This window comes from Rhizobacter sp., from assembly GCF_031412075.1.
Classification (GTDB): domain Bacteria; phylum Pseudomonadota; class Gammaproteobacteria; order Burkholderiales; family Burkholderiaceae_C; genus Rhizobacter.
The window spans coordinates 1-17,350 of record NZ_JANOCG010000184.1 but is presented as its reverse complement, the minus strand read 5'-3'; the positions used below and the strand labels follow the sequence as shown (position 1 = coordinate 17,350).

Here is a 17,350-nt window from a genome sequence, read left to right as displayed (position 1 = left end):
TCGACCGGCTTGGTGAGGTAGTCGTAGGCGCCGGCCTTCAGCGCCTCGACGGCGTTTTCGGCCGACCCGTAGGCCGTGATCACGATGGCCTTTTCGCGTCGGCCGGTTTCTTCAAGCCGGCGCAGCAGATCGAGGCCGGTGCCGTCGGGCAGGCGCATGTCGGTGATGACGGCGCTGTAGGTGCGGTCTTTCAGGTGCAGCAAGGCGTCTTCTACAGTGCCCGCCGTTTCCACGTCGTACCCCTCGCGCAGCAGCGTCAGCTCATAGAGCGTGCGCAAATCGGGTTCGTCGTCGACGACCAGCAGGCTGAAGTGCGAAGGTGAAGTCATGAGGTGAGGTGAAGTCGGGCTTCGGCGGCCTCGTTTGCCGGCAGAGCCTGGCGGCGCATTGCCACCGAGAACTCGTTGCGGTTGGGCTCGGCGGCACTGCGCAGCCGGTAATCGATGCGGGCGCCATAACGCTCGCACAGCTCGCGGCAAATATACAGGCCCAGGCCGGTGCCACGGCTGCGTGTGGAGAAGAAGGGCTCGAACAGGTAGCGCTCGACGTCGGGCGGGATCGGCGCCCCGTCGCTGGCCACGCTCAGCAACGCGTGCGTCTCGTCTCGCACGGCCAGGCGCAGGCGCACCGCGGCCGGCACCTTGCTGGCGTGTCGGTAGGCGTTGTCGAGCAGGTTGATCAAGACGCGGCGCAGGTGTTCGCTGTCAAACACCACGCCCACGGGTTCATCGGGCAGATCGACCCGCAACACACTGTGGTCGCCCAGCGTCATGCCTGTGGTGCGGGCCCATTCGACACACACCGCCGCGACCAAGGCATTGGCGTCGATCGGTCCCATGGCCTGCACGTCGCTCGGAGCGACCTCCATCACGTCGTCAACGATGCGCTTCAAACGCTCGACATTGTCGGTGACCATGCGGGTGAGTTGGCGCTGCGAGGCGGTGGTGGCGTCTTCGGCCATCAGGGCGTTGGCCTGCGAGATGGCCGCCAGCGGGTTGCGGATTTCATGCGCAATGCCGGCCGACACCCGGCCCATGGCGGCGAGCTTTTCTTGCCGCGTGCGCGCCTGCATGCTGCGCACGTCTTCGAGAAACAGCACGCACAGCTCTTCGCTGGCCTGGGGCTCGCGGCGGCGGGTGAAACGCATGCGCACACGCAGGGTTCGGGCCGGAGCCCCTTCAAAATCAAGCAACACATCGCGCCCGGCCTCGGGCCAGGTGCCTTCGGCGAACGCGCGCTCCACGGACTTCACCAGGGTGCCCCAGGCTTCCACGCCACGCAGTTGAAACGGCGCCTCGCGGCACATGCCCTCGGGTGCGAGCAGGGCGCGCGCCGCAGGGTTGGCTGCACGCACACGGCCGCGGCGGTCAACCACGAGCACGCCTTCTTGCATCTCTTCAATCACCAGCCGGTTGAGCTGGGCCTGCTGGCGCGCCAGCTCGAGGCTGCCCTTGGCCGTGAGCTCTTCTCGCGCCAGGCGTCCGGCCAGTTCACCGGCCAGCAAGGTGATGACAAAGAAACCACTGCCGGCCAGGCCGGCCTGGGTCATCAGCAGGGTGATGTCACCACCGGCCAGCACGCCCCAGGACGCGATCACCAGCAAGGCCAGCGCCACGATGGAGGCCGTGGCCAGCGCCATCAGGCGCGGCGTCAAGACGCCTGCCATCAGCACCGGCAGCACCAGCAAAGCCACGTAGTTCAGGCTGGCCGCAGGCGACAGCAGGTGCAAGGCGGTGAAGCAGACGATGTCGACGCCGATGGTGGCCAGCCACTGCGGGCTGTACAGGCGCGCCAGCACCTTGGGCGCGGCACCGCGCCGATAGCGCGGCAAGGCCCACATGGCCAAGGCCAATGCGGCATAGGCCACGCTCACCAGGATCACGGTCAACGAGGGGCGCACACCAAACACGCCGGCCACCACCACGGTGGCGATCAAGGCCACGCCCAACGCGGCACGTGCAGCGATGAAGGCGCTGTAGATGCGTTGAAACGCCGTCTGCCCCGAGCCGACGATGCGGCGTGCCTGGCGCGTCAGGAAGCGCGAGTCGGTCTCGCCGGCGCCAGCCGCAGCCCAGTTGCCGTCATAGCGCGACTCGTCTTCCGGCACGCTCCCGTCGTCACGCAGCTGCGTGTCGCCATCCACACCCAGCGCGCCGAACCAGGACTCATCCGCCGAGCGCGGGCGCAGCTGTGCGGCGGCACGGCGCCTGTCGGCACCTCGCCGATCCTTGCCGCGCGCTGCGGTGGCCATCAATCGCCCCGGGCACTCTCGAAAGCCGTGCGGTGTGCCTCACCGCAGAACACGCCGCCGCGCCCGGGCAAAGCCTCGCTGCGCGGCATGTGAACGCCGCACTGAACGCAGGTCACCATTTCTTCTTGCTTGGGCGGGGTGGTCGGTTTGGGTGGCGGCTCGGCAGCCGAAGGCTTGCGCAGGCTGCGCATCAGCCACAACACCCCCAACACCACCGCGATCAGGATCAGGTACTTCATCTCACGCCTTTCATGCCACCTGGCGCTGCAGCATCACTTCAAGAACGAAGCGTGAGCCCGCGTACGCCAGCAACAGCAACACCGCGCCCGTGTACAGGCCCCGAATTGCCCGACGGCCACGCCAACCCAGGGTTTGGCGCCCAGCCAGCAGCCCGGCGAACACCACCCAGGCCAGCACAGAAAACACCGACTTGTGATCCCACCGCCAGGGGTTGGAAAACCACCAGCCCAGCAACAAGGTGGCCGACAACAAGGCAAAGCCCGCAGCCACAAACTGAAAGGTCAATCGCTCCAGGCGCAGCAAGGGCATGCCAGCCCCACCCTGCGCCGCGAGAGACTTGAGTCGCAGCTGCCGCTCGGCGTTGTCGAGCATCGCGGCGTGCAGCACCGCGGCACCAAACAGCCCATATGACGCGATGCCGAGCGCCCAATGCAAAGGCGCCCAGTTCGACGCCGCCTGCGGCCTGAAATCACCCGGGAAAGCCACCGCGAGCCCCACCGCCACCATGCCCAGCGCCGCCAGCGTGCGGCGCACACCCGGCAGCGGCAGCCAGCGGCTCTCGACCGAGTAAACCGCCAGCACCAACCACAAGGTGGCCGACAGCGCGGGGGCAAAACCAAAGCGTGCACCGGGCAGCGGGCTGCCCACGCCGGCCATGTCGACCACGATGGCGACGGCATGCGCCAACCAGCCTGCAAACAGCGCGCGGCGCGGCCAGGGGCCGGCGGATTCTTCGCGCAAGACCACTGCAGTGGCATAGGCCAGAAAAGCCAACACGCTCGGTACCCACAGCGCAAGCATGGCGGATGTGTTGGAGACTCCTTCAGAGCCCGACGATAAAATCATCGCCACAGTGTACTTTCGCGTGCTCGGGTTCTCGCGCAACGCCCTCCCCCATATGGCCTCAGCCCTCACCGACCGTTTGAGTCGCCTCGTCAAGACGATGCGCGGCCAGGCCCGCATCACCGAAAGCAACGTGCAAGACATGTTGCGAGAGGTGCGCATGGCCCTGCTCGAGGCCGACGTGGCCTTGCCGGTGGTGCGCGATTTCATCGCCCGCGTGAAAGAAAAAGCGTTGGGCGCCGAGGTGGTGGGCTCGCTGTCACCGGGCCAGGCGCTGGTGGGCATCGTCAACCGCGAACTCGCCGCGACCATGGGCGAGGGGGTGTCCGACATCAACCTCGTGGCGCAGCCCCCGGTGGTGATCTTGATGGCCGGCCTGCAAGGCGCCGGCAAGACCACCACCACCGCCAAACTCGCCAAGCACCTGATCGACAAGCGCAAGAAGAAGGTGCTGACGGTCTCGGCCGACGTCTACCGCCCCGCCGCCATCGAGCAATTGAAGACGGTGACCAGGCAGGCCGGCGCGGAGTGGTTCCCGTCCACCGCCAACGACAAGCCGGTCGACATCGCCCACGCCGCACTCGACTACGCCCGCAAGCACTACTTTGACGTGCTGCTGGTCGACACCGCCGGGCGCCTGGCCATCGACGAAGCGCTGATGAAGGAGATCGCCGACCTGCATGCGGTGCTGAAGCCGGTGGAGACGCTCTTCGTCGTCGACGCCATGCAGGGCCAGGATGCGATCAACACCGCCCGCGCCTTCAAGGAAGCCCTGCCGCTCACCGGCATCGTGCTCACCAAGACCGATGGCGACTCACGCGGTGGCGCCGCGCTCTCGGTGCGACAGATCACCGGCGCGCCGATCAAGTTCGCCGGCGTCAGCGAGAAGATCGATGGCCTGGAGGTCTTCGACGCGCAACGCCACGCCGGCCGCGTGTTGGGCATGGGCGACATCGTGGCCCTGGTCGAAGAAGTGCAAAAGGGCGTTGACGTTGCTGCAGCGCAGAAACTCGCCGACAAGCTCAAGTCGGGCGACAACTTCGACCTCAATGACTTCCTCTCGCAGATCAGCCAGATGAAGAAGATGGGGGGGCTGTCCGGCCTGATGGACAAGCTGCCCTCACAAATGACAGCCAAAGCCGGCAACCTCGGCCAGGCCGACATGGACCGTGCCGAGCGCGACGTGCGCCGCATGGAAGGCATCATCAACTCGATGACCCCGCTGGAGCGCCGCAAGCCCGAGCTGCTCAAGGCCACCCGCAAGCGCCGCATTGCCGCGGGCGCGGGCGTTCAGGTGCAAGAGGTGAACCGCCTGCTCAACCAGTTCGACCAGATGCAGGGGATGATGAAAAAGATGAAAGGCGGCGGCCTGATGAAGATGATGAAGCGCATGGGCGGCATGAAAGGCCTGGGCGGGCCCGGCGGCATGCGCTGAGGTTCTCGGCGAGGCTGCAGTTGACCTCACCCCCAGGGGCGGCTATGGTCTGCTTCTGCAGAAACTGGTAGTAAAAAGACATGGAACTGCTGCTGATCGTTGGCGGGCTCGTCGTCGTTGCGGGCCTGGTATGGATGTGGTGGCGGCGACGCACACCCCGCCAAGACACTTCAAAGCGTGGCAAGGTCAAGGGGTCCGATGGGCTCGACACACTGATGTCGTGGCACCCACAGGCCACGCGCATCATGACCACCCCGGAGCGCAAGGCCTATGCGTCGCTGCGCGCCGGCTTGCCCGAGCACATCATCCTGGCGCAGGTGCCGCTGGCCCGCTTCCTGAAGGTGCCCACACGCCACTCTTATTCAGAGTGGCTGCGCCGCGTGGGTGTGATGTGCGCCGACCTGGTGGTGTGCGACAGCGTCTCACAGGTCATTGCGGTGGTCGACATCCGCGCCCCTGAAGCGCAAGAAAACGAACGCGCCAGACAACGCCATGCACGCATGGACCGTGTCCTGAAGGCCGCCGAGATCCCGCTGCATGTGTGGCGTGAAGACGCCCTGCCCAATGCGGTGGGCGCACGCAACGCCATCCTCGGCATGCCGGTCGACGCGTCCGCCGGCGTCACCAGCGCACAACCAGGTCGGGTGCCCGCCACCGCGATGGCCAGGGAGCCTGTGGCCGCAACTGTCGAAGACGACGCTTCGGAGCAACGCGACCCACCGTCATCGACCTGGTTCGACGACCTCGACTCCGCCCGCGTACCGCTCGCACCCACGCCCATGCCGCCGCGCGGCTCGGGCCCGTCGATCCGCTGACGAGCGATTTCAGTTCAGCAGGGCTTGCGCGAACTCGCGCGCATCAAAGGTCTGCAGGTCTTCGAGCTTCTCGCCCACACCGATGAAATAAACCGGGATGGGCCTCTCGCGGGCAATCGCCGCGAGCACCCCACCCTTGGCCGTGCCGTCGAGCTTGGTGACGACCAGGCCAGTGAGCTGCAGCGCGTCGTCGAAGGCCTTCACCTGCGACAGCGCGTTCTGACCGGTGTTGCCGTCGACCACCAGCAGCACTTCATGCGGCGCCCCGGCCTGCGCCTTGCCGATCACGCGCTTGATCTTCTTCAGCTCTTCCATCAAGTGGGTTTGCGTGGTGAGGCGCCCGGCGGTGTCGGCAATCACCACGTCGCAGCCGCGTGACTGGCCGGCGACCACCGCGTCGAAGCTCACGGCGGCCGGGTCGCCACTTTCCTGGCTCACGATCTCGACCGCCGGCCGCGCCGAGCCCGGGCGGTCGGCCCGCTCGGCCCACACCGCCAGCTGCTCGCGCGCCGCTGCGCGAAAGGTGTCGGCAGCGGCCAGCAGCACTTTTTGCCCACCGTCGGCGAGGTGGCGCGTGAGCTTGCCGATGCTGGTGGTCTTGCCGGCGCCGTTCACACCCACGACCATCATCACCATCGGCCGGTGCTCGCCCACTTGCAAAGGCTTCTCGAGCGGCCTGAGCAGCTCGGCCACGGCATCGGCCAGCAAGCCTTTCACGGCGGCGGGGTCGGTCACACGCTCTTCTTTCACACGCCGCTTCAGGTCGCTCAACAAGAACTCGGTGGCTTTCACGCCCGCATCGGCCATCAGCAACGCGGCTTCGAGGTCTTCGTAAAGCGCGTCGTCGATCTGCGTGCCGGTGAACACACGGGCAATGCTGGAACTCGTCTTGCGCAAACCGCCGCGCAGCTTGTCGAGCCAGTTGCTGCGTTCCGGTTCGAGGGTTGGTGGGGCCACCGGGACAACGGGCGCCGCCGCAACCTCGGGCGTCACGGGTTTTTTCTTGAAGAAGCTGAACATGCGGGTCCGGGTGGAGTGGCGAAGCGAACGCCAGAAAGTGGTGGCTATAATGCGCGGCTCAGGCGCTTTAGCTCAGCCGGTTAGAGCGACGGAATCATAATCCGCAGGTCCGGGGTTCGAATCCCTGAAGCGCCACCAAAAACTTATAGCCCTGCGGCTCCGGTCATTTGACCTGGAGCCGTTGTTGTTTGTGGTGCATGCTTGCACACATTCCTTTCACAGCCACTGGATCTACACCATGTACCGCTGTCTCATTGCTGCTGTTGCCACCATCGCTTTTGCCCTGCCCGCTGCGGCCCAGGTGCAACGCAACTTCCCGCAGAACGCCCTGCGCGGAACCATCACCTTCGGCTCCCCGCCGCAGATCCTGCTCAACGGCAAGCCCACTCAACTTGCCCCCGGCTCGCGCATTCGCGGCGAGAACAACCTGCTGGTCATGTCGGGCGCACTGGTCAGCGCCAAGGCCACCGTCAACTACACCATCGACCAATCCGGCCTGGTGAGAGACGTGTGGATCCTGCGCAAGGAAGAGCTCTCGATGAAGCCCTGGCCCGAAACGCTTGAGCAAGCGCAGGCGTGGCAGTTCGATCCCACCGCGCAGACCTGGACCAAGCCCTGAAGACGGGGCCGCGCCATGTCAAACGATTCCAAGAAGGTCTTCATCAAGACCTTCGGCTGCCAGATGAACGAGTACGACTCGGACAAGATGGCCGATGTGCTCGCCGCTGCCGAAGGTTATGAACCCACGACCGACGTCGACCAGGCCGACCTGATCCTATTCAACACCTGCTCGGTGCGCGAAAAGGCGCAAGAGAAGGTCTTCAGCGACCTCGGCCGTGTGAAGCACCTCAAGGCCAAGGGCGTGTTGATTGGTGTGGGCGGTTGTGTCGCGAGCCAGGAAGGTGCGGCCATCATCGAACGCGCGCCTTATGTCGACGTAGTGTTCGGCCCGCAGACCCTGCACCGCCTGCCGCAGCTGCTGGCGCAGCGCCTGCACGAGCGCCGTCCGCAGGTGGACATCAGCTTCCCCGAGATCGAGAAGTTCGATCACCTGCCGCCGGCACGCGTCGACGGCGCAACCGCCTTCGTGTCGATCATGGAAGGCTGCTCCAAGTACTGCAGCTACTGCGTGGTGCCCTACACCCGCGGTGAAGAGGTGTCGCGCCCTTTTGACGACGTGCTGGCCGAAGTGGCGGGCTTGGCCGATCAGGGTGTGAAAGAGGTGACGCTGCTCGGGCAGAACGTCAACGCCTACCGCGGCGCGATGGGTGACACCGCGGAGATCGCCGACTTTGCGCTGCTGATCGAATACGTGGCGCAGATCCCCGGCATCGCGCGCATCCGCTACACCACCAGCCACCCGAACGAGTTCACGCAGCGCCTGATCGACGTCTACGCGCGTGTGCCGCAACTGGTGAACCACCTGCACCTTCCGGTACAGCATGGCAGCGACCGCATCCTCATGGCGATGAAGCGCGGCTACACTGCGATGGAATACAAAAGCACGGTGCGCAAACTGCGCGCGGTGCGGCCCGACATCAGCCTGTCCAGCGACTTCATCGTCGGCTTCCCAGGCGAGACCGAAGACGACTTCAACAAGATGATGAAGCTCATCAACGACATCGGCTTCGACAGCAGCTTCAGCTTCGTCTTCAGCCCACGCCCCGGCACACCCGCCGCCGCTTTGCACGACGACACGCCCCAAGAACTCAAGCTCCAGCGGCTGCAGCACCTGCAGGCCACCATCGAGACCAACCAGCGTCGCATCGGTGAGTCGCGCGTGGGCACGGTGCAAAAGGTTCTGGTCGAAGGCAACGCGCGCAAGGATGCCACCGAGCTGATGGGCCGCACCGAATGCAACCGCATCGTCAACTTCGCGGGCCACCCGCGCCTCATCGGCCAGATGATCGATGTGCGCATCACCCAGGCCTACCCCCACTCGCTGCGCGCCGAGGTGATGACGAGCGACAGCGAGTTGCTCCCCGTCTGAGCGCACTCAGGCGATCTGGAGGCGCATGCGCCCGCCCTGCTTGGCCGCGTAGAGCGCCTGGTCGGCACGGGCGATCACTTGGTCCAGGCTGGTATCGCCTTCCTGCACGGTGGCCACGCCTGCGCTGAAGGTCAGCTCGAAGCCGAGCGACGGGTTCACATCACGCTGAATGGCGGCGCGCAGGCGCTGGTCCACCGTTTGCGCCGCCGCAGCGTCTGACATCGGCAGCAGCACACAAAACTCCTCGCCGCCATAACGGCCCACCAGGTCAGGCTGGCGCACGAGCTGCAGCAAGGCGTGGGCAAACAGCACCAGCGCCCGGTCACCGGTCTGGTGACCATGGCTGTCATTGATGCGCTTGAAAAAGTCGATGTCGAGCATGACCACCACCAGGCTGCGCCCATGGCGCTGCGCCAGCTGGAAGTGCGACAAGCCCTGCTCCATCCAGCAGCGCCGGTTGAGCACGCCGGTCAGCCCGTCGGTGGTGGCCAGGCGCTGCAACTCGCGCTCGGCCTCGTCGCGATGTGCCAACAAAAAGGCCAGTGTGCCCACCATGAGGCAGGCGTTGCTGATGATCAGGCCGACGATGTTGATCCAGTGCGCCGACTCGAACGTCGGGTAGCTTTCAGGCGCGGTCAGCACCAGGACGAACCGCCCCGCGACCATCACCCCCGAGGCCGCGAGCGCGAGCCCCGCCATCCAGCGCCAGCGCCAGCCACCCACGCCACCCGGGCGCATCAGCAGCCATGACAACCACAGCATCTGCAAACCGAGAGCGGCATTGACGATGGCAATGCGGGCGGCAAAGTTGCTGAACATCAGCCAATGCAGCAGCGTGGTCACCAAGGGAACGCCGACGACCCACGCACGCGAGAAGGGTTGCTGCAAGTAGGCCTTGGCCGCCAGGTGAACAAAGCTGAAGCCGCTCACGATCGCCGCCGCGCCCAGAGTGGCGAACTCGCGCGGATAGCCCTGGTAGGCCGCCATCAAAGCGGCCCAACCCACCGCCTGCAGGAGCAAGGCCACGACCCAGAAGCGGATGCCCGAGCCCGTTTTCCAGCGCACCCCGACCAGCAAGGCGCAGAACACCAACGTGACGTTGATGAACATCGAGAAGAAAAGCGTGAGGGCGTCGAGCTTCATGGGGGCAGGCCCGGCGTGACGGCCTCGTTCACCTGGTTTTCGGCGCCGACGTTGCGCAACTTGAGCACTCGGCGATCAGCCTCGCCGCGTTCCCCAGCCGGCCCACCACAACGCGAGCGCACTCACCAGCACCATCGCGCCATAGGTCATCATCTTGCCGTCACGGCCGGTCCACAGCAGGCATGCCATCAGGGCGATCGACGCGGCCAGCACCGCCCAGGCGGCCATGCGCCAGGGCGACACGCCCTTGAGGTCACGCCACCACAGCAGCTTGGCCATGAGGGCCGCCATCACCCCGACCCCGAGCGCTGGCGCAAAGAAGTTCAGCAGGTGCCACAGCCCATCCAACACGCCCATTGCGTCACGCTCCGTGAAAAGGCCCCCACACAGCCGGTAACCAGGGGAAAGGCTTCAATTTTATAATCCGGGAATGAGCGTCTTTGCCCTCGGGCTGAACCACACCACGGCCCCGCTGGATTTGCGGGGCCGGTTTGCATTCACGCTCGAACAATTGGCGCCCACTTTGCAGGAGTTTCGCACCCGCGTGAACCGCAAAGGCGGCGAGCCCGAAGTGGCCTTGTTGTCCACCTGCAACCGCACCGAGCTGTACTGCGCGGCCGACGCCGGCATGGTCGCACCGGCCGTCGACTGGCTGGCCGGTGTGGGCGGAGTGGCCAGCCAGCAGCTGATGCACCACGCCTATGTGCTCGAAGGTGGCGCCGCTGCGCGGCATGCGTTCCGTGTTGCGAGCGGGCTCGATTCCATGGTGCTGGGCGAGCCACAGATCCTCGGCCAGATGAAGCAGGCGGTGCGCGAAGCCAGCACCGCCGGCACCCTGGGCACCACGCTGCACCAGATGTTCCAGCGCTCGTTTGCGGTGGCCAAAGACGTGCGCACCTCGACCGAGATCGGCTCGCACTCCATCAGCATGGCGGCCGCCGCGGTGCGCCTGGCCTCGCAGCTGTTTGAAGACCTGCACGACACCAAGGTGCTGTTTGTCGGTGCGGGCGAGATGATCGAACTCGTAGCCACGCACTTTGCCGCACGCCAGCCCAAGGCCATGGCCGTGGCCAACCGCACGCTGGAGCGCGGCGAAAAACTGGCCGGCCGCTTCGGTGCCGAAGCGCTGCGCCTGGCCGACCTGCCGGCGCGCCTGGGCGAGTTCGACATCGTGATCTCTTGCACTGCGAGTTCGCTGCCCATCATCGGGCTGGGGGCGGTGGAGCGCGCGCTGAAGGCGCGCAAGCATCGCCCGATGTTCATGGTCGACCTGGCCGTACCGCGCGACGTGGAGCCTGAAGTCGCCCGCCTGTCCGACGTTTACCTCTACACCGTGGACGACCTGTCGGCCCTGGTGCAAAGCGCCGGCGAAAAGCGCCAGGCCGCGGTGCAGCAGGCCGAGGCCATCATCGAAAGCGGCGTGCAAAGCTTCGTGCACTGGCTGGGCCAGCGTGGCTCGGTGCCCTTGATCCAGGCGCTCAATGCGCAGGCCGACGACTGGCGCGCTTTAGAGATCGCCCGGGCGCGGAAGCTGCTGGCCAAGGGCGAAAACATCGACGCGGTACTCGACGCCTTGTCGCGTGGCCTGACACAAAAGATGCTGCACGGCACGCTGGCCGAGCTGCATGCCTCCGATGGCGAGCAGCGCACCCAGCTGGCCCACACGGTGTCGCGCCTGTTCCTGCGCGGCACTGCGCGCGACCCTGCTGACGACAAACGTTAGCGACGCTGCGCTCGCCGCCTTGGCGGAGCGTTTGCGTGCCTGGCTTGGTTGACAGGGCACCGGCTCCGCCCCCTCTCTCCCGGAGCCCGCATGAAAGACACCCTTCGCCAACAGTTCGAGCGCCTCGCCATGCGGCTGGCCGAACTCGACGCGACCCTCGCCGACCCAAGCGTGGCCAGCGACATGAACCGCTACCGCGCCCTCACCCGTGAGCACGCCGAGGTCGATTCGCTGGTGCAACGTTTTCGCCAATACGAACAACGCGAGCGCGACCTGGCCGCCGCCCGTGACATGCTGGCCGAGCCCGACATGGCCGAGATGGCGCAAGAAGAAATCGCGAGCGCCGAGGCCGACATCACCCGCCTGCACGGCGAGCTGCAGGCTGCCCTGTTGCCACGCGACCCCGACGACGGCCGCAATGCGTTTCTCGAAATCCGCGCCGGCACCGGTGGCGACGAGTCGGCGCTGTTTGCCGCCGACCTGCTGCGCATGTACCTGCGCCATGCCGAGCGCCAGGGCTGGCGCACCGAGGTGATGTCGGAGAGCATGTCCGACCTCGGCGGCTACAAGGAAGTGGTGTTGCGCATTGCCGGTGACGACGTCTACGCCCACCTCAAGTTCGAATCGGGTGGCCACCGGGTGCAGCGTGTGCCCACCACCGAAACGCAAGGCCGCATCCACACCAGCGCCTGCACCGTGGCCGTGATGCCCGAGCCCGATGAAGCCGAAGAGATCCAGCTCAACCCGGCCGAGCTGCGCATCGACACCTTCCGCGCGAGCGGCGCCGGCGGCCAGCACGTGAACAAGACCGACAGCGCGATCCGCGTGACGCACCTGCCCACCGGCATCGTGGCCGAGTGCCAGGACGACCGCTCGCAGCACCGCAACAAGGCCAAGGCCCTGGCCGTGCTCGCCGCGCGCCTGCGCGAAAAAGACCGCAGTGAACGCGCTGCCAAAGAAGCCGCCACCCGCAAGGGCTTGATCGGCAGCGGCGACCGCAGCGACCGCATCCGCACCTACAACTTCCCGCAGGGCCGGCTGACCGATCACCGCATCAACCTCACGCTCTACAAGCTGCTGGCCATCATGGAAGGCGATCTCGACGACGTGCTCGCCGCGCTGCAAGCCGCACGCGCCGCCGAGCAACTGGCCGAGCTGGAAGGGCGTGGCGCGTGAAAATAGTGGCCGAGGTGTTGGCTCAGGCGCGCAGTGCCGGTGTGGACCGGCTCGATGCACAACTGCTGTTGTGCCATGTGCTCGGGCGATCACGCAGCTGGCTGCTGGCCAACGACGACGCCGCACTCGACGCCACCCAACAGCAGCACCTGAGCGCGCTCCTCGCGCGGCGCGCCATTGGCGAACCGCTGGCCTATCTGGTGGGCGAAAAGGAATTTCACGGTCTCACCCTGCAGGTGTCCCCCGCGGTGCTCGTGCCCCGCCCCGACACCGAAACCCTGGTCGATTGGGGGCTGGAGCTGCTGCGCGATGCAAAAAAAAACCCGCACGTGCTGGACATGGGCACCGGCAGCGGCGCCATCGCGCTGGCGCTCAAACACGCTTGCCCGCACGCCCGAGTGAGCGCGCTCGATGCGAGCGACGAAGCTTTGGCCGTGGCACGCGGCAATGCCGCGCGCCTGCAACTCGACATCCAGCTGCTGCGAAGCGACTGGTGGCAAGGCGTTGCCGGTCAGCGTTTCGACATGATCGTCAGCAACCCGCCTTACATCGCCGAAGGTGATGCTCACCTTGTGGCGCTGCAGCATGAACCCGTGCAGGCACTCACATCCGGCACGGAAGGCCTGGACGCGCTGCGCGAGATCATCGCTGGCGCGCAGCAGCACCTGAACGCAGGCGCCTGGCTGTTGCTCGAGCATGGCCACGACCAGGCGCCTGCCGTGGCCCGCTTGCTCGCCGCGGCAGGCTTCAGCGAGATCACAACCCGGCCCGATCTGTCCGGAACTCCGCGTTGCACCGGGGGCCGGAGCTGGTGAAAAAAAGCGAGTGTTGCGGTATTGCTGCACACCCCCTGGATGAGCCATCCACCAAAGAGAGGAGGAAGCTACACAGCCCGCGGCAAGCGGCGTAGCATCATTCCCATCCCCCGCCAGATCGTCGCAGCTTGGCCGGGCCCCCCGGAGATCACCATGCGCAAAGTTGTCCGTTGCTTGGTTGGTACCTTGGCCCTGGTGGCCACGTTGGCGCACGCCGGTTCGGGCGAGGGCTTGAAGATTCCGCTGGATCATCCGGCCTGGGAGGGCCTGAGGGGCCGTCTGAGCTTTGGCACCGTCGCACCGTCGCAAGCCGATATGGGCAACACCAACTCAGAACCGCTGCGCATCCACAGCCTGAGCCTGATGGGCGACTACTACCTCAGCCGCCCGTGGCTGGGCAGCGTCGGCGGCCTGCGCGCCACCAGCGGACTGATGCTGGGCGCCCGAGGTTCGCTCTGGAGCAGCCCGGCAGCGGTCGAGCGCCGCACCTCGCTGGCCAGTGGCCTCACCGATGGCAGCACATCCGACAACAACGCCACCGTGCCCTACCTCGGCGTCGGCTACACCGGCTTGTCCAGCAAAGGCGGCTGGGGGCTGTCGGCCGACCTGGGCCTGATGGCCCTTAACCCCCGATCAGCCACGAAGTTGGGCAACCAGAGCCTGGACGACACCATGCGCGACCTGCGCTTCACGCCGCTGCTCCAACTGGGCGTGTCTTATTCCTTCTGAGCCGCGCGCCTGACGCGGCTCAAGGGCATGTGCTCGAGGTGGCGCCCGAGCGCCTGGTTTGCCGTATAACCTCGCCTATCCCCAATGACACTGCCGGCACACCCGGCGCGCGACCATGAGCGACGTTCAACAACGCATCGATGACCTCGTCAAAAACAACCGTGTGGTGCTCTTCATGAAGGGCACGGCGCAGTTTCCCCAATGCGGCTTCTCAGGCCGCGCGGTGCAGATCCTCAAATCGTGTGGTGTCGGCGATCTGAAGACCTTCAACGTGCTCGAAGACGAAGCCGTTCGCCAAGGCATCAAGGATTACGCCAACTGGCCGACCCTCCCACAGCTCTACGTGGACGGCGAGTTCGTCGGCGGCTCCGACATCATGACGGAGATGTACCAGGCCGGTGAGCTCCAGCAGGTGCTGGGCACGCAGGCCTGACCTTGGGCCACACCGCTGCCCGCAGCCGGGTGGTCGTCGGCATCACCGGCGCCACCGGTGCGCTCTACGGCGTGAGGCTGCTGCAGCGCTTGAAGGCCACCGGCTGCGAAACGCACCTGGTGGCCAGCCCTGCGGGTGTGCTCAACGTGCACCACGAGTTGGGCCTCGACCGCAACGCGCTCGAAGCGCTGGCCGACACGGCCTACAGCCCAGGTGACGTGGGCGCGGCCATCGCCAGTGGGTCGTTTGCCACCACCGCGATGGTGGTGGCGCCGTGCTCGATGAAGACGCTGGCGGCCATCGCCCACGGCCTGTCGGACAACCTGCTCAGCCGCGCGGCCGACGTCACGCTCAAAGAGCGTCGCCGGCTGGTGCTGATGGTGCGCGAGACGCCGTTCAACCTCGCCCACTTGCGCAACATGACCGCGGTGACCGAAATGGGCGGCATGATCTTTCCGCCGCTGCCGGCGTTTTATCACCGGCCCGCAACGATCGACGATCTGGTCAACGACACCGTGGAGCGTGTGCTCTCGCTGCTGGGCGTGGCCGATGCGCAGCCCAAGGCGTGGGCTGGCCTCTGATCGGGCTCAGGCGGCCTTGAAGGCCCAGGCCTTGCGCGCGCCGAACACCAGGTTCGGGTATTCCGCGCGGCCCCGGCTGCCGTTGTAGCGCCCGAGCGCCAGGAAGAGATCTCCGCGCTCGATGTTGAGGTAGTGGCGAAGGATCACGCAGCCGAAGCGCAGGTTGGTCTGCATGTGAAAAAGCTTGGTGGCGTCACCATTGCCGATCAGCCTGGCCCAGAACGGCATCACCTGCATGTAGCCGCGCGCACCCGCACTGCTGATGGCGTATTTGCGAAAGCCGCTTTCCACCTGCGCCACGCCCAGCACCAGTGCCGGCTCCAGGCCAGCGCGCGCACTTTCGTACCAGAGCGTCTCCAGAAATTCAACGCGCGCCACATGCTCCGCCTTGCGCTTCTTCAGCCGGTTGCTCATCTCACCCAGCCACTGCAGGTAGGCCAGGCGGGCCTGCGTGGACTCGAACACGGGCTTGGGCGGCGCGCGGTTCGCAATGGCCGCCGACAGCGCCGAGCGCACGGCGTCGGCCAGCGGTTCTTCCACCTGGGCGCCGGCCCATGACGATGGGGTATTGAGCAGCAAAGGAGACAGCGCCGCAGCGGCCAGAAGCCGCCGCCGCCCACATCCCCGAACCAGGCTCATGAGCTGAGCTTGCCCTTCAGGAAGCTGGCCACGTCGGCAACCGCCACGGCGGTGGATTGCGCGTCACGGCGGCCCTGGTATTCGAGCTTGCCTTCCTTGAGGCCGCGGTCGGACAGCACCACACGGTGAGGCACACCGATCAGCTCCCAGTCGGCAAACATCGCACCGGGGCGCTCACCGCGGTCGTCGAGCATCACGTCGACGCCGAGGGACTGCAGTCGTTCATGCAACTGGTCGGCCGCGGCTTTCACGTCAGCCGAACGGTCGTAGCCGATGGGGCACAGCACCACGGTAAAGGGCGCCATGGCGAGTGGCCAGATGATGCCGCGCTCATCGTGGTTTTGTTCGATGGCGGCGCCCAGCAGGCGCGTGACGCCAATGCCGTAGCAGCCCATCTCCAGCAGCTGCGGCTTGCCGTTTTCGTCGAGGTAGGTGGCGTTCATCGCCTTGGAGTACTTGGTACCCAGGTAGAACACATGGCCAACCTCGATGCCGCGCTGCATTGCAAGCGTGCCTTTGCCATCGGGCGACGGGTCGCCCTCGACCACGTTGCGGATGTCGGCCACCACGTCGGGCTCGGGCAGATCACGCGCCCAGTTGGCACCGGTGTAGTGGAATTCGGCCTCGTTGGCGCCGCAGACAAAGTCGCTCATCGCCGCCACCGTGCGGTCCACCACCAGGCGCAGCGGCTTCTTCAAACCGATGGGGCCGAGGTAGCCGGGTTTGCAACCGAAGTGCTCGTCGATCTCGGCGGTGGTGGCGAAGCGGTAGCCGTCGTTCAGCCCCTGCACCTTGCCTGCCTTGACTTCGTTCAGCGAATGGTCGCCGCGCACGAGCACCAGCCACACGGTGCTCTTGACCACGTCGCCGCCTTCGTTCTTCTCGTCGGTGGCGAGCACCAGCGATTTGACGGTTTGCGACAGCGGCAGCTTCAGCAGCTGAGCCACGTCTTCACAGGTGTTCTTGCCCGGCGTCGGGGTCTTGGTGAGAGCCTGCGTCGGTGCTGCACGTTGCGCGATCAGCGGCAAGGCCTCGGCCAGCTCGACGTTGGCGGCGTAGTCCGATTGAGGGCAGTACGCGATGGCGTCTTCGCCGGTGTCCGCAATCACCTGGAACTCATGCGACTTGTCGCCGCCGATAGCGCCGGTGTCGGCCGCCACAGCGCGGAAGGTCAGTCCCATGCGCTCGAAGATGCGCACGTAGGCGGCGTACATCGCCTCATAGCTCTTGCCGGCGGCGGCCACGTCACGGTCGAAGGAGTAGGCGTCCTTCATCGTGAACTCACGCCCGCGCATCACGCCAAAGCGTGGCCGGCGCTCGTCGCGAAACTTGGTCTGGATGTGATAAAAATTTCTCGGCAGCTGCCGGTAGCTGCGCAGCTCCTGGCGCGCGATGTCGGTGATGACTTCTTCGGAGGTCGGCTGGATGATGAAGTCGCGCTCATGCCGGTCTTTGACGCGCAGCAGCTCCGGCCCCATGGCCTGGAAGCGCCCCGTTTCTTGCCACAGCTCGGCGGG

At 66.1% G+C, this 17,350-nt stretch carries 19 protein-coding genes and 1 tRNA gene; 11 read left to right on the top strand and 9 right to left on the bottom strand.

What is annotated here, in order from left to right; translation table 11 throughout:
- The 4 genes from RMO40_RS06490 to RMO40_RS06475 all read right to left on the bottom strand — a co-directional run.
- A partial coding sequence (locus RMO40_RS06490) for a response regulator (RefSeq protein ID WP_309717957.1) occupies window positions 1-329 on the bottom strand: 329 nt, incomplete at its 3' end.
- On the bottom strand, window positions 326-2,251 hold the full coding sequence (locus RMO40_RS06485; RefSeq protein WP_309717955.1) for an ATP-binding protein: 1,926 nt from the start codon (window positions 2,249-2,251) through the stop codon (window positions 326-328). The genes RMO40_RS06490 and RMO40_RS06485, both read right to left, overlap by 4 nt.
- Entirely contained in the window at window positions 2,251-2,490 is a 240-nt protein-coding gene (locus RMO40_RS06480) for a PP0621 family protein (RefSeq protein WP_309717952.1), read from the bottom strand. The genes RMO40_RS06485 and RMO40_RS06480 overlap by 1 nt, the downstream gene beginning before the upstream one ends.
- A 10-nt stretch (window positions 2,491-2,500) precedes the next feature.
- Window positions 2,501-3,292, bottom strand: coding sequence for a cytochrome c biogenesis protein CcsA (locus RMO40_RS06475; protein WP_309717950.1), 792 nt, complete (start codon window positions 3,290-3,292; stop codon window positions 2,501-2,503).
- 97 nt (window positions 3,293-3,389) lie between these two features.
- On the opposite strand from RMO40_RS06475, the gene ffh reads away from it, so the two are divergent.
- On the top strand, window positions 3,390-4,769 hold the full coding sequence (ffh, locus tag RMO40_RS06470; protein ID WP_309717947.1) for a signal recognition particle protein: 1,380 nt from the start codon (window positions 3,390-3,392) through the stop codon (window positions 4,767-4,769).
- A gap of 80 nt (window positions 4,770-4,849) precedes the next feature.
- Window positions 4,850-5,584, top strand: coding sequence for a DUF2726 domain-containing protein (locus RMO40_RS06465; RefSeq protein WP_309717944.1), 735 nt, complete (start codon window positions 4,850-4,852; stop codon window positions 5,582-5,584).
- A gap of 9 nt (window positions 5,585-5,593) precedes the next feature.
- Here RMO40_RS06465 and ftsY read toward each other — a convergent pair whose 3' ends face one another.
- Window positions 5,594-6,604, bottom strand: coding sequence for a signal recognition particle-docking protein FtsY (gene ftsY, locus RMO40_RS06460; RefSeq protein WP_309717941.1), 1,011 nt, complete (start codon window positions 6,602-6,604; stop codon window positions 5,594-5,596).
- A 61-nt stretch (window positions 6,605-6,665) separates the two neighbouring features.
- Between ftsY and RMO40_RS06455 the strand changes: the two genes are divergently transcribed.
- The 3 genes from RMO40_RS06455 (at window position 6,666) to miaB (ending at window position 8,594) form a co-directional block, all read left to right on the top strand.
- Window positions 6,666-6,742: transfer RNA gene (locus RMO40_RS06455), tRNA-Met, on the top strand.
- Between the two features lie 100 nt (window positions 6,743-6,842).
- A complete protein-coding gene (locus RMO40_RS06450; protein ID WP_309717938.1) occupies window positions 6,843-7,223 on the top strand; it encodes a hypothetical protein in 381 nt (126 codons plus the stop codon).
- Window positions 7,224-7,238: 15 nt separating this feature from the next.
- On the top strand, window positions 7,239-8,594 hold the full coding sequence (miaB, locus tag RMO40_RS06445) for a tRNA (N6-isopentenyl adenosine(37)-C2)-methylthiotransferase MiaB (protein ID WP_309717936.1): 1,356 nt from the start codon (window positions 7,239-7,241) through the stop codon (window positions 8,592-8,594).
- Window positions 8,595-8,600: 6 nt separating this feature from the next.
- Here miaB and RMO40_RS06440 read toward each other — a convergent pair whose 3' ends face one another.
- Together RMO40_RS06440 and RMO40_RS06435 are read right to left on the bottom strand one after the other, a co-directional pair.
- Window positions 8,601-9,737 (bottom strand): diguanylate cyclase, encoded by a 1,137-nt coding sequence (locus RMO40_RS06440; RefSeq protein WP_309717934.1) that lies wholly within the window; start codon window positions 9,735-9,737, stop codon window positions 8,601-8,603.
- Window positions 9,738-9,812: 75 nt separating this feature from the next.
- Window positions 9,813-10,094: a hypothetical protein gene (locus RMO40_RS06435; protein WP_309717933.1), complete on the bottom strand. Its 282-nt coding sequence runs from the start codon at window positions 10,092-10,094 to the stop codon at window positions 9,813-9,815.
- A gap of 73 nt (window positions 10,095-10,167) precedes the next feature.
- On the opposite strand from RMO40_RS06435, the gene hemA reads away from it, so the two are divergent.
- The 6 genes from hemA to RMO40_RS06405 all read left to right on the top strand — a co-directional run bounded on the left by hemA (window position 10,168) and on the right by RMO40_RS06405 (window position 15,194).
- A complete protein-coding gene (hemA, locus tag RMO40_RS06430) occupies window positions 10,168-11,460 on the top strand; it encodes a glutamyl-tRNA reductase (protein ID WP_309717931.1) in 1,293 nt (430 codons plus the stop codon).
- Between the two features lie 90 nt (window positions 11,461-11,550).
- Window positions 11,551-12,636 carry a peptide chain release factor 1 gene (gene prfA / locus RMO40_RS06425; protein ID WP_309717928.1) on the top strand — a complete coding sequence of 362 codons (1,086 nt, stop codon included), beginning with the start codon at window positions 11,551-11,553 and terminating at the stop codon, window positions 12,634-12,636.
- On the top strand, window positions 12,633-13,451 hold the full coding sequence (prmC, locus tag RMO40_RS06420; protein ID WP_309717925.1) for a peptide chain release factor N(5)-glutamine methyltransferase: 819 nt from the start codon (window positions 12,633-12,635) through the stop codon (window positions 13,449-13,451). Before prfA ends, prmC begins: the two co-directional genes overlap by 4 nt.
- 153 nt (window positions 13,452-13,604) lie before the next feature.
- Entirely contained in the window at window positions 13,605-14,180 is a 576-nt protein-coding gene (locus RMO40_RS06415; RefSeq protein WP_309717922.1) for a hypothetical protein, read from the top strand.
- Window positions 14,181-14,295: 115 nt separating this feature from the next.
- Window positions 14,296-14,613, top strand: coding sequence for a Grx4 family monothiol glutaredoxin (gene grxD, locus RMO40_RS06410; protein ID WP_309717919.1), 318 nt, complete (start codon window positions 14,296-14,298; stop codon window positions 14,611-14,613).
- 2 nt (window positions 14,614-14,615) lie between these two features.
- Window positions 14,616-15,194: a UbiX family flavin prenyltransferase gene (locus RMO40_RS06405; RefSeq protein ID WP_309717917.1), complete on the top strand. Its 579-nt coding sequence runs from the start codon at window positions 14,616-14,618 to the stop codon at window positions 15,192-15,194.
- Between the two features lie 6 nt (window positions 15,195-15,200).
- Here the strand turns inward: RMO40_RS06405 and RMO40_RS06400 are convergent, their stop codons facing one another.
- Both RMO40_RS06400 and RMO40_RS06395 read right to left on the bottom strand, forming a co-directional pair.
- Window positions 15,201-15,833, bottom strand: a complete 633-nt coding sequence (locus tag RMO40_RS06400) for a lytic transglycosylase domain-containing protein (protein ID WP_309717915.1) — start codon at window positions 15,831-15,833, stop codon at window positions 15,201-15,203.
- Window positions 15,830-17,350: proline--tRNA ligase (locus tag RMO40_RS06395; RefSeq protein WP_309717914.1), on the bottom strand; the 1,521-nt coding region annotated here is incomplete at its 5' end. The genes RMO40_RS06395 and RMO40_RS06400, both read right to left, overlap by 4 nt.